The organism is Psychrobacter sp. Ps2 (assembly GCF_022129405.1).
In the GTDB taxonomy this organism is placed as follows: Bacteria; Pseudomonadota; Gammaproteobacteria; order Pseudomonadales; family Moraxellaceae; genus Psychrobacter.
In genome coordinates this window covers 64,438-76,867 of sequence record NZ_JADQAM010000053.1, presented here as the reverse complement: position 1 = coordinate 76,867, position 12,430 = coordinate 64,438, and the positions used below count along the sequence as shown (strand labels likewise).

General features: G+C 44.4%; 10 protein-coding genes. 2 read left to right on the top strand and 8 right to left on the bottom strand.

Features of this window, described 5'->3' with window-relative positions; translation table 11 throughout:
- Positions 1–98: 98 nt before the first annotated feature.
- The 5 genes from aguA to I3254_RS07760 form a co-directional block, all read right to left on the bottom strand.
- Positions 99–1,208 carry an agmatine deiminase gene (gene aguA / locus I3254_RS07780; protein ID WP_238052369.1) on the bottom strand — a complete coding sequence of 370 codons (1,110 nt, stop codon included), beginning with the start codon at positions 1,206–1,208 and terminating at the stop codon, positions 99–101.
- A gap of 68 nt (positions 1,209–1,276) precedes the next feature.
- The gene (gene aguB, locus I3254_RS07775) at positions 1,277–2,149 is read right to left on the bottom strand and encodes an N-carbamoylputrescine amidase (RefSeq protein ID WP_346015380.1); all 873 of its coding nucleotides are present in this window, start codon (positions 2,147–2,149) and stop codon (positions 1,277–1,279) included.
- Between the two features lie 132 nt (positions 2,150–2,281).
- Positions 2,282–3,775, bottom strand: coding sequence for a Na+/H+ antiporter NhaC family protein (locus tag I3254_RS07770; RefSeq protein ID WP_101205679.1), 1,494 nt, complete (start codon positions 3,773–3,775; stop codon positions 2,282–2,284).
- A gap of 198 nt (positions 3,776–3,973) precedes the next feature.
- Entirely contained in the window at positions 3,974–5,338 is a 1,365-nt protein-coding gene (locus tag I3254_RS07765) for an FAD-binding oxidoreductase (protein ID WP_238052365.1), read from the bottom strand.
- Position 5,339: 1 nt separating this feature from the next.
- The gene (locus I3254_RS07760; protein ID WP_238052363.1) at positions 5,340–6,683 is read right to left on the bottom strand and encodes a glutamine synthetase family protein; all 1,344 of its coding nucleotides are present in this window, start codon (positions 6,681–6,683) and stop codon (positions 5,340–5,342) included.
- Between the two features lie 466 nt (positions 6,684–7,149).
- Between I3254_RS07760 and I3254_RS07755 the strand changes: the two genes are divergently transcribed.
- Together I3254_RS07755 and I3254_RS07750 are read left to right on the top strand one after the other, a co-directional pair.
- On the top strand, positions 7,150–7,890 hold the full coding sequence (locus tag I3254_RS07755) for a gamma-glutamyl-gamma-aminobutyrate hydrolase family protein (protein ID WP_238052361.1): 741 nt from the start codon (positions 7,150–7,152) through the stop codon (positions 7,888–7,890).
- Positions 7,865–8,593, top strand: coding sequence for a cupin domain-containing protein (locus tag I3254_RS07750; protein ID WP_238052360.1), 729 nt, complete (start codon positions 7,865–7,867; stop codon positions 8,591–8,593). The genes I3254_RS07755 and I3254_RS07750 overlap by 26 nt, the downstream gene beginning before the upstream one ends.
- A gap of 131 nt (positions 8,594–8,724) precedes the next feature.
- Here I3254_RS07750 and I3254_RS07745 read toward each other — a convergent pair whose 3' ends face one another.
- The 3 genes from I3254_RS07745 to I3254_RS07735 all read right to left on the bottom strand — a co-directional run bounded on the left by I3254_RS07745 (position 8,725) and on the right by I3254_RS07735 (position 12,423).
- The gene (locus tag I3254_RS07745) at positions 8,725–10,056 is read right to left on the bottom strand and encodes a glycosyltransferase family 4 protein (protein ID WP_238052359.1); all 1,332 of its coding nucleotides are present in this window, start codon (positions 10,054–10,056) and stop codon (positions 8,725–8,727) included.
- A gap of 150 nt (positions 10,057–10,206) precedes the next feature.
- The gene (locus I3254_RS07740) at positions 10,207–11,079 is read right to left on the bottom strand and encodes a TIGR03915 family putative DNA repair protein (RefSeq protein ID WP_238052358.1); all 873 of its coding nucleotides are present in this window, start codon (positions 11,077–11,079) and stop codon (positions 10,207–10,209) included.
- A 75-nt stretch (positions 11,080–11,154) separates the two neighbouring features.
- Complete coding sequence (locus tag I3254_RS07735) at positions 11,155–12,423, bottom strand: putative DNA modification/repair radical SAM protein (RefSeq protein ID WP_238052357.1); 1,269 nt, start codon at positions 12,421–12,423, stop codon at positions 11,155–11,157.
- Between the last annotated feature and the right edge of the window lie 7 nt (positions 12,424–12,430).

Below are 12,430 nucleotides of genomic sequence, written 5' to 3'. Positions count from 1 at the left end.
GTTTTTGGGTTTAAAATCCATTTTTGGGTTTATGCTTATACTTTCAGTTGCTAATAAGTGCGATTTATTATGGTTCACTCTATACCAAGCGGCGTGTTTTAGAGTGACGCTTTGGTTACAGGTTGTTGCTGGGTAATACAATGAATATTACCGCCGCCATAGACAATCTCTTTTGTGCGTACTCCCACTACTTGATGCTGCGGAAAGATTTTTTCAAGCTGCTCGATGGCGAGTGCATCATTTATATCATCATATTGCGGTACGATGACCGCGTCATTACAAATCAAAAAGTTGGCATATGAGGCGATACAAACATCACCCGTTAGGCGAGGTTTGGCATCATCAGACTGCACAATGTCATAATCATCAGGCAAGGTCACTGGCTGTTGGGTACAGCACAGCTTATGGACTTTTAGTCGTCTGCCTTTTACATCGGTCATATTTGAGAGCTGCTTATAGGCTTTTTGTGTTGCTTCATAAAACGGATTTTCAGGATCATCCGTGAATAAGCAAACCACTTCACCAGGGCGCGCAAAGCAAGCGATATCATCGATGTGACCTGTAGTCTCATCTGGGTCGATACCATCATCAACCCAGAGCACTTTTTGGACATTGAGATAGGCTTTTAGCTTATCCTCGATTTGCTGTTCGTTCAGATGTGGGTTGCGTCCTGGGCTTAGCAGGCACATACGCGTGGTCAAAACCGTGCCTTCACCATCGATATGAAACGCGCCGCCTTCCATGACAAAGTCATCCGTTCGATAACGCGGAATATCTAGCTGCTCACACAAGCGTTCTGCGAGCTTATCATCGTCATCCCATGGCGAGTAGAGGCCATCATAGTCTCCGCCCCACGCATTGAATGTCCAATCACAAGCGCGTAGCTCGCCTGCGTCATTGATTAAGAATGTCGGTACAGTATCACGTGCCCACGCATCGTTGCTAGGCATAGAGATAACATCGATATCATCAGGCAAGCTATCGCGGCACTGCTGATAATCGTCAGGATTGACCAGTACGCCAACGTCACAAAACTTGTTAATTGCCAATGCAACATCAGCATAAGCCTTCTTGGCAGGTATCGCTTGTTGTCGCCAGTTATCAGCACGGTATGGCCAGACCATCCATACTTTTTGTATTGGCTCAAACTCTGCTGGCATGTAAAAGCCACCTTGCTGCGGGGTTGCGTCTGTCAGTAATATAGACATAAAATCACCTTATCGTACACGAGCGACTATAAAAATAGTGAGAGTAAACTAAAGAGACGGAAATCAAATTAACCGTGAGTCAGCAGTGTGCCATACATCGATGGACGACGATCACGGAACACACCCCATTGCTGACGATCGATAGCCAGTTGATCTAAGTCAAAGGTGGCGCTAATCACTTCGCTAGTATCTGCTGACGCTTCTTTTATGATGTCGCCGCGGCCGTCAGTAATGAACGAGCTACCATAGAACTGCATCGTGCTGTCATTGCCATTTTGGCTGATGGTTTCTGTGCCAATGCGATTGGCTGCAATAACTGGCATTAAGTTGGCGGCGGAATGGCCTTGCATACAGCGCTGCCAATGGCCTTTTGAGTCGATACCGAGTGTTGGCTCATCACCAATGGCAGTCGGGTAAAACAGCAACTCGGCACCCATCAATGCCATGCTACGAGCGCATTCAGGGAACCACTGATCCCAGCAGATACCGACACCAATCTTAGCGTATTTGGTTTGCCAAACCTTAAATCCTGTATCACCAGGGGTAAAGTAAAACTTTTCGGCATAAGGAATGCCATCTGGTATGTGAGTTTTTCGATAAGTGCCCAGTATCTCGCCATCAGCATCGATCACAGTGATGCTATTAAAGAAAGTATTGCCTGATTTTTCATAAAAGCTAATTGGCAATACCACTTCTAACTCTTTCGCTAGTTGTTTGAAGTGATTGATAGCTGCATTGTCTTCGACTGAAGTTGCCAGTTTAAAATAATCGAAGTCATGAACTTGGCAGAAGTAGGGCGTCTCAAACAGTTCTTGAAGTAAGATAATATTGGCACCATCTTTGGCCGCTTTTTTGACCAAGTCAGTCGCGGTCGCAATGTTTTGCTGGATGTCCCAGCCGCATGTCATTTGCGTGGTCGCCACAGTAACGTTTCGCATGATCTCAATCCTTTTATTGATAGATAAGTAATACTATATGTAAATGATGATTCGTATTTGCTAACGAACAATTTCTCATCATTCGTTAGTGTATAGCGACAATAGTTAAGCTCATATTGGTTAAGTTTTATCGGCTTAAGCCATCATATAGCCCAATCCTAAGAAGGTCACGACGGACAGTCCTGCACCTAACATCGCATACGGGAACTGGGTAAAGGCATGCTGCATGGGTGAGCAGCCAGCACCTTGCGCGGCAAGTAATGATGAGTCACTAAAGAAACACGCATGACTACCGAATGATGAGGCTGATAACAATGCGCCAATCATAAGTGGTGTGCTCACGCCAAGAGCGAGCGATATTGGGAACACGATAGGCATCGCTAACACGTATAGACCCCAGCTTGATGAAGTCGCAAAGGTTAAGAAGGCCATGACCGCAAAGATAACCGCAGGGAAGATGATAATGGTCATATAAGGCGTGATAGCCTCAATCACATACATGGTCATACCAAGCTCATCGTTGATTGCTTTTAGGAAAAAGCCACCAATAACGGTCGAGAGTGGATAGAGCATGACTTTAAAGCCTTTAAAGATAGCTTCAACTTGTGTCTCAAAACTCAAGATACCTTGCATCCAGTAGACAACGACAGTCACAAAACAGGTTAGTAATGCCCCGCGTAACAGGTCGATTTCAAAGTAAACGGTTGAGACAATCAATAGAATCATTGGAAAAGCAAAGTTAGCGATGTTGGCTTTGAACGACAGCTTACGCTTGGCTTTGACGTTTGATATCAGTTGTTCTTCGACAAATGCTTCAGGAACAGGGTTGCCAGCCTTGGCGCGTTTCTCTGCTTTTTTCATTGGTCCCCAATCGCCCAATATGCCATAAGCAACCAAGAATACAATAAGTAAGGCAAACCAAGCATAGGCCATATAAGGGATAGCGCTGATATAAAGCCCGATACCTTCGCCATCTGCTGCCACGCCATTTTCTTCTAGTAGACCCGCAAAGTAAACGGCCCAAGTAGAGATAGGCACGATGATACACATAGGGGCAGCGGTCGAATCGACGATATAGGCGAGCTTTTCACGAGAGACGTTATAGACGTCAGTGAGTTTTTTAACGGAGGTGGATACGGCCAAGCAGTTCAAGTAATCATCGATAAAAACCACAACGCCCAAAGCAAAAGTGGCCAATAAAGACTGACGACGCGACTTGATGATTTTTTGTAGCCATTCACTAAAACCATCTAGGCAGCCACTGATTTCAAGGAGCTGAATTAACCCGCCCATCAGACCGCAGACGAGGACAATCCAAATGATGGTCTCGTTGCCCAAGACCATCGACATATTGTCTGCAAAGGGGGAAACCAGATCAAAGGGGTTGAGCATCACAAGGCCAGCGACGCAGCCTGCAATCATAGACTCAAACGGTCGCCTAGAGACGATGGCGGTGACTAATACTAATAATGTGGGTAATAAAGATAAAGCACCCCAAGATTCATCTGGTCCACGGCTCATGGATAGCCAAGCAAAGGCCAGATAGATGACGACGGCTACTATTACGGTGAGAAAGACTCGCTTGTTATGATAGTGCCCTTCGACAGCATCATTGAGTTTCATGTTCATACTTACGCTCCCTGTAGAACCTCATTTTTTAAAACAAACTCTATTCGGTGGTTGATGCTCGATAGCCAGTAGCGAATCAACTTTCTATCGAGCGTCCTATCACAGCAATCCATTACTGTGATAGGTCAAGGCAACAGTAGTTTTTATGATAAAAGCGATGTCTATGTCGACCGCTCTTATGTACGGTTGGTCATGTATTTACAGGCCAGTGGTGTCTTTTAGTGCATACCACCATGAGCCCATGACCGAGTAAGGGACTCGTAGAGCCCTGCCACCTGGGAATGGAATCCAAGGAATCTGTGCAAAGGTGTCAAACTCTTTGGTTTTGCCATTGATGGCATCAGCCAAGATTTGTCCGAACAGATGAGAGCCTGTTACACCGTGTCCACTATAGCCGTGGGCGAAATATACGCGCTCATGCAGTTTGCCCATTTGCGGGACGCGAGAGAAAGACAGGGCAAAGTTACCACTCCACGCGTAGTCGATTTTCACATCGCGCAGTTCTGGGAAAATCTTATTCATATTGGGTCTGATTTTGGCGGTGATGTCAGCAGGATCTTGACCGCCGTAAACCGTACCGCCGCCGAACAACATGCGTTTGTCTGCTGAGAGGCGATAGTAGTCAAGAATGTAGCGCACATCTTCGACACAGACATCAGTAGGGAGCAGTTGATCGGCCAAATCACCCAATGGTTCGGTCGCGATAATCTGTGTCGATACTGGCATTACGCGATCAGTCAGTTTAGGAATGACTTTATTGAGATAAGCGTTACCGCATAGAACGGCTCGCTCACAGGTCACCGTACCAAACTCAGTAATGACTTTAATAGAGTCGTCAGCGTACTCAATATCTACCACTAAGGTGTTTTCATAAATCGTGCCGCCATTTTTTTCGATAGCCGCCGCTTCACCCAATGCAAGATTTAATGGATGGAAATGTCCACCAGAGTGGTCGATGACACCGCCCACATAAGCATCTGACTTGATATGCTCTTGAATGCCATTTTTGTCTAGCATTTCTCGGTCGTGCATACCGTGGCTTTCCCACAGTGCATGCGTCTCTTGCAAGTCTTTTAACTGTCCGTTATTCAATGCTGCAAAGATGTTTTTCTCTTTCAAGTCGCAGCTGATATCGTAGTCACTGACAAAACGACGAATAATTTTGCCACCGCGAGTCACTAATTGACCGACGAAGTCTGCGCTTTGCTGACCGTAAGATTTTTTGATTTTTTGCAGGCTAGCATTTAGACCGTTGACGATTTGACCACCGTTACGACCCGATGCGCCCCAACCAATCTGTGCGCCTTCAAGCACGACGACTTCATGATCTGTCTCGATAAGGTGCAGGGCAGTTGATAGGCCACTGTAACCGCCACCGACCACGCAGATTTCTACTTGAATATCGTTTTTAAGCGTTGGTCTGTCAGGCTTAGGGTTACGACTGGCTGCATAATAGCTATCAGGGTATTGACCCTTATCCGAGTAATGCGGGATATTGCGCGTGTTGTTAGAAGATGGGTTTTGGTTCGTTGCTATATTGCTACTTTGGTTGCTATTTGACATATCAAACATCCTGTAAATAGGTGAGGTATTCAAGGTTGGTCACTTGCTGAGCAAAGCGTTTGGCCTCTTGCTTTTTGACCGCAATCAATAGCTCAATCATCTCGCTTGGGAATAGTGAGTCAACCACATCGCTGCTCTCAAATTGACGAATGGCTGAGAGCCAGTCCAATGGTAAGGTTTTTAGTTCTGCTGCATCATAAGTAATGCTATTAATCGGCTCAGGTGCTTCAAGCTTGTTTTCGATACCATACAGCATACCTGCCAATACTGCGCTACAAACGAGATAAGGGTTGGCATCTGCGCCAGACACCCGATGTTCGATACGGCGTGCTCTGGTGTCACCGCCAGGGATACGTACAGCTGCGGTGCGGTTTTCATAACCCCATGACACGTTGTTTGGGGCCAATGTACCAGGGGTGAAGCGGCGGTAAGAGTTGACATGCGGTGCAAACAATAAGGTGCAATCTGACATAGTTTTCAATAAGCCAGCCACTGCATGACGCAACATATCTGAGCCTTCATCTGACCCATCATCGAATACATTGTTACCATCTTTATCTAATAAGCTGCAATGCACGTGAAAGCCATTACCAGACTGTAGGCCAAAAGGTTTTGCCATAAAGGTGGCGGTAAGCTTACGACGAGCTGCCACGGCTTTGACCACTTGTTTAAACAAAATAGCGTCATCAGCGGCTTTTAATGGGTCGTCGACGTGTAATAAGTTGATCTCAAACTGACCACAACCATTTTCCGCTAGAGCCGCATCGACAGGAATATCGAGCTTTTCACACTGCGCGTAGACTTCGTCTAAAAATTCATCAAATTGTAATAGGTCATTGATACTTAAAATGGATGTCTTATTTAGTCTTAGGCCGCTCTTGGGGCGGATAGGCGGCTTGGGTGTCTCTCCTTCGGTATAGTCAACCAAATAAAACTCTAGTTCGGTTGCCATCACTGGTGTCAGTCCCAGTGCTTTGAACTTTTTACTGATGTAGTCCAAAACGTGGCGGGCATCACCGTAGTAAGGCTCATTGTCTTCGGTATATAGCCAAATCGGCAGTAGCGATGAAGGGGCACTGGTATTGAGAAGCGGATAAGCAGCACGACCAGTTGGACGGGCAATGGCATCGATATCACCATTGCACTGCGAAGACTCGATGACATCAGCGCCCCATATATCGACACCTAAGATTGACAGAGGTAATCGGATTGCACCGTTTTCTGCTTTTTCCATTTGATCAAAAGGGATGCGCTTACCACGAAGTAAGCCATTGATATCTCCTGCGGCAACATAGACGTACTCTGTGCTGTTTGCAGATTTGACCATTCCATTGGTTGTCATCATGTCTGTTCTTCCTATGAATTTGTAGAATTACTGGGTTTGTTGCTGCTACTACGTTTTGGCTGTGGTGTCTAAAGTCTCTGCTAGTGGCATTTATAACGAACACTTAATAAATAAGCATTTGATAAATGACTGGTTGAATATGAGGTGTTTGTACTACTGCTAAATTTTTTATCAATGATATTAGTGACTTATAGACTGTGCCCTTAGGCGTTTTTATTCAGTCTAAAAGTTAAACTATGTTGGTTATCATTGCTGCTGACTTTTAATATATGGATGAAAAATATAATTGTCAATTTTTATTTAAAATTATCTTAAAATAACTTAAATTCGGGTTTTTAGTATAAATACCGATATTAATGAAGTTTATAGTTTACATTTTACGAGGCGTTGTGTTAAATTTTAGCTAAATAAGGGATTAAACGACATAGACAGCCTAGGTCTAGTTGTTATAACGAGGGAAAATGATATGAAAAATTCCAGACCTATTATTGCTATTGTGTCTTGTCATAAGATGGTTGACGGACAGCCAGCACAGGCGGTATATCAAAAATACATCGATGCAGTAAACTTTTATGGTGGCAATCCTATACTGCTGCCAAATACAGCTGCCGATAGCGAAAATTTCGATGCGCTGCTCGAAATAGCAGATGGAATTTTATTGACCGGTAGTTATAGCAATGTAGCCCCAACTCGTTATGGCGCGACGCATACCGAAGCCAAACAAGACCTAGGCCGTGATGAGCTGAGCTTCAAATTATTGGCTTATGCAGACGAAAAAAACATTCCGCTATTTGCAGTTTGCCGAGGCTTGCAAGAGATGAATGTTCATTTTGGTGGCACGCTATATCCTGATTGGCGTGATATTGATGGGTTTTATGAGCAGCATTTAGAAGACAATACCCAACCGCTTGAAGTGCAGTATCAGCCCATACATGACGTCATCATTCAACCTCAAGGAAGGCTGGCAGCATTCGGTGAAAAGTGGCACGTCAACTCATTGCACAAACAAGCCATCAATAAAGTAGGCGAGCGTTTATTCGTCGAAGCGTTAGCGCCTGATGGTCTGGTAGAGGCTATCAGCTTGTTACAACATCCATTTATGATTGGTGTACAATGGCATCCTGAGTTAAATTATGCGCAAGATAGCTTGTCCAAATTTCTATTCACGGAATTTATTCACCATGCCAGAGAACCACAAACCGAATAGCACGACTAAAAGTAAGGCAGAAACTGCTGTCACTGATAGTGATAACATTGAGAACGATGTCGATAGTGTTGATGACAAAGATGCAGCTGATATTGAAATAGATGATATCGATGATGATGAACTGAATGATTCTGAAGCAGATGAGTCGTTGAAGGAAGACATTGGCAAAAAGATTAACCAGCTGCGTCTAGCAAAAGGTTACTCGCAACGTAAATTGGCAAAACTGTCAGGGTTGACAAACACGTCTATCAGCTCGATTGAGCGCAACAAGGTCAGTCCAGCGGTCAATACGTTAAAGGCGATTTTGACAGTATTGGGTTCTGATCTGACTACGTTTTTTAGTGACGAGTGGAAAGAGCCAAAGGCTAGAGTGATTGTAACGCCAAAGGATCTATTAGAGCTCAATGAACCCAATAGCAAAGTGTCGCTAAAGCAGGTCTATAACTGCAGCAGGACAAGAAACTTAGGGTTCTTGATAGAGACCTATCAGCCAAATAGCTCAACAGAAGAAAAAATCGCTCACGAAGGCGAGGAGATTGGTACGGTCATCGAAGGTAAGATTATTATCCGTATCGAAGACAGTACTTACTTGTTAAATCAAGGTGATAGCTATGTGATTGATACCATTCAGCCGCATACTTTTATTAATCCTACTGATAGCGTCACCCGTATCGTAAGTGCCCATACACCGACGACTTATTAAACCTAAGCTAAATTTCGTTAGGTTTGATATTGCCCAGTGATGATTGAACAAAAAAGGCTACTTCCATTTTAGAAGTAGCCTTTTTTTGATTATAAAATTATCTATCGAATACAACGCTTGGCTTACGGCTGTTAATTGTTTTCAATGGTTTCTGTCGTATCTACCGTATCGACACTATCTGCTGTCTTAGACTTTTCTTTGGTTAGCTTTATTTTTGGATTTTTAGCAACAGGTTCGATATTTTTTACAGCGACATTTAAGGCGGGTTTAGATGCTTTCTTTAGACTGCGTTTGATGCGTCGAACTGCGATAGCATCTGCTTCGGCTTGTTCTTCGGCAAGCGCCGTATCATGTAAGCTTTGATATACTTCAAGCGTTTTTTCAATCATCTCACGCATGGTGAATTTGTTGGTCATTTCAGGACGCGTCACACTCTCTAGCTGATTTCTAACTGCTTTACAAAGCGCATTGGCATTGTACTTTTTTACCAGTCCTTGTGGGTAGAGCGGTTGTAAAATCTCGCTAAAGGCTGCTTGATCCCAGCCAATGACTGGCGTACCTAGATGTATGGCTTGTAGGGCATTGATACCGATTGACTCGGGCTCATTGGCAAGTGCCATGACGATATTGGCCGCCGATAGCCATTCTCGCATATCATTACGCTTGCTACCCACATAGGTAATGCGTTCAGCTAAGCCCAAGCTGTTGGTACGTTGGCGAAAATCTTCATGAGCGACATCACCGTCTTTATAGTCTTCATCCATAATAATGACGTGAATATTGGGGAACTGCTCTTGTAGGTTACCCAAGATATCTATCAGCCACTCTTGCCCGTACTCATTACCGATGACGGTTGGGAATACAAGCCATTTTTTGTGCTCAAGCTCAGGGTATTCAGCAAAGGTATGACGTAACCAATAGACCGACGGATTGTGACGATAAGGGTAGCGCCGAGTGTCGATACCACGATAGATACGCGTGATGACTTTAGGATCTACCTCTTCGATGCGCAGTCCTTTTTTTAAGTATTGCGTGACACTATCAGATACGGTAATTATCGTATCAACATTGAGTAGGGCTTGAGAGTACTTATTAATAGGATAAAAACCATACATGGTCGAGACCAGTTTGGGAAAACGTCTGACGCGAGCGCGGCGCAGTGCCAAATGCAATATCCATGCAGGGGTACGCGAATGTACATGAATGACATCAGGTTCGTACTTTTCTATCAAATGCCGCAGTGCAGAGACTTGCAATAGCGATAGCCAGGACTTTTTATTCACATGTAGCTGATGGTATATATTGCCATCGCGTTTGAGACGTCTAACCAAGTCGTTGTCTTCATCGGCACTAGAGACAATGATAGAGGTATGCTCATTTTTGACCAATGCCCGTCCAAGATGAAAAATGCCGCGCTCGGATTCATCATGCTTTAGAGACGACAGTAAGCGCATAACTTTCATAATAGCGTTGGTCACCAGTTAGTAATATCAATTTGCTATTGTCAGTTAAAAGCGATTAAAACTCAACCATCAAGATAAAAAGATGAGGTCAGATAGGGGGTTTTTAGACTATATGAGCGTAAGATGTGGATTAACAAACATCAAAAGCCGTTAGCGTTTTTTTTGTAAGTGCTCAGCATTGGGCAGTACTTGTTTTTCACTCAAGTATTTCCAGTAACGCTGCGGGAGATATTGCTTATGCAGCTTAGGGTTTTTACGCTCTTTGATATTGACGTTGGTAAAGTAACCTTGCCAAAATTTTTGATAGCGCTGCTCATCAGGACTGTGGATGCTAGCAGGATTGCGTAGTACCGCATCGTCGAGGTCGGTGATGGTTTGCAGCTTTGCTGGACGTGATGGCGTACTATTACTTTTATCATAATAGATGCCATAGCCCCGCGTTAGATCATAGATTGCCCAGTGCTGATCCTGATAGCGCTGCCGAAAGTGCTCTCCGATCAGTGGTAATACATTAAAATCAGGCGCGATCCGTGCAAAATAAATATCATCGGTCGTGTGCTCAAAACGTACAAAGGCCTCCATGCGATGCTTTTCACGGCCGACGGATTTGACCGTTTGCACCAGCTCAAGCACGTCCAAATTACCCAAATCCTGCATGATCTGACGATTGGGATAGTCGATGGCGTATTTGACCACGCGGAACAATGTCGTACCGATATCATCTTTTTCTGATAAAAAACCCCACAAGATATTTCGCATGCCTGAGCGACCCAGTAATGTATTTAATTTGACTAACACACGCTCGGCTTTATCCTCATCAGTTGCCACGCTAGTCGCCTGAGCGATGAGTGAGGGCACATAGCAATCTTGCGCAGTTAGTTTCAGTGACATATCGTTTTGTAGATGATTGGCATAGACATAAAACACAGCACTCAGCCAACCTTCAAAGCTAGGCTCATACAGTACAATGCTAGGCGTCAATTGACCGACAGCGTAAGAGTCATTTTGCATAAGTGCTGACATGTTTTATCCTACATTTCTATCATAAATACAGTAGCGAGATAGCAGGTTTTTTAACACATGCTATCTAGAGCTATTCTAAAATAAAGCCAACTGCCCACTACGCTGATCGTTAAATTTGGTTTGCGTTTGAGCCAATACATACTGACGGAAATTATCGCGTGTTAGATGTGCAAGGTGTTCGTTTTTGCCAGTGGTCGCGATGAAGTATTTAGCACGATTGACCGCAGCGCCCATCTTTTTTAGATGGTATAGCGTCAATTGATTGAATTTACGTGCTTTGACGATTTTTTTAGCAGTCTTTGTACCGATACCTGGGATACGCACAATCATCTCATAAGTCGCTGTCTGAATATTGACTGGGAAATGCTCGCGATGGCGTATTGCCCAAGCCAGTTTTGGATCGCAGTCCAAATCTAAAAACGGTGACTCCGGCTCCACAATCTCATGCGCGTCAAAACCATAAAAGCGCATTAACCAATCCGCCTGATAAAGACGGTTCTCACGTACCATCGGCACGGGCGTTCCAATCGCAGGCAAACGATTATCAGAGAGCATAGGTACATAACCTGAGTAATAGACCCGCTTGAGATCGTACGTCTTGTAGAAGTGACTCGACAGCTGAATCACCTGCAAGTCAGTCTCGTTACTCGCACCGACAATCATTTGACTGGTCTGACCTGCTGGCGTGAACTTAGGCGCTTTTTTATGAGTCTTACGGCTTTCACGAATAGTAATGATTTCTTCTTTTACCGTTTCCATCGGTGCTTTTAATTGGTCATGTGATTTCTCTGGCGCAAGCAAAGCCAACCCTGATTTGGTCGGAATCTCGATATTGACGCTCAAACGATCAGCATATAATCCTGCTTCTAGCAGCAGTTCTTTTGACGCACCTGGAATGGTCTTTAGATGGATGTAACCATTAAAGCGCTCACGCGTACGTAAGAGTTTGGCAACTTCGACCAGTCGCTCCATTGTATAGTCGCCACTCTTGAAGATACCAGAGCTGAGGAATAGCCCTTCAATGTAGTTACGGCGGTAAAACTGCATGGTCAAATCGACGACTTCTTCCACACTGAATGCGGCACGCGGCGTGTCATTGCTTTTACGTGAAGTGCAATAAGCACAGTCATAAATGCAGTGATTGGTCAAAAGAATCTTTAACAAGCTGACACATCGACCATCTTCGGTATAGCTGTGACAGATCCCCGTTGCTGATGCATCGCCTAGTCCGCCGCCTTGGTTTTTACGAGTACCAGCGGAGGATGAGCAAGAGACATCATATTTGGCAGCATCGGCCAAGATATTGAGTTTGCCCTGTAATCTTTCATAATTGATGTTTGCCATAAGTCGG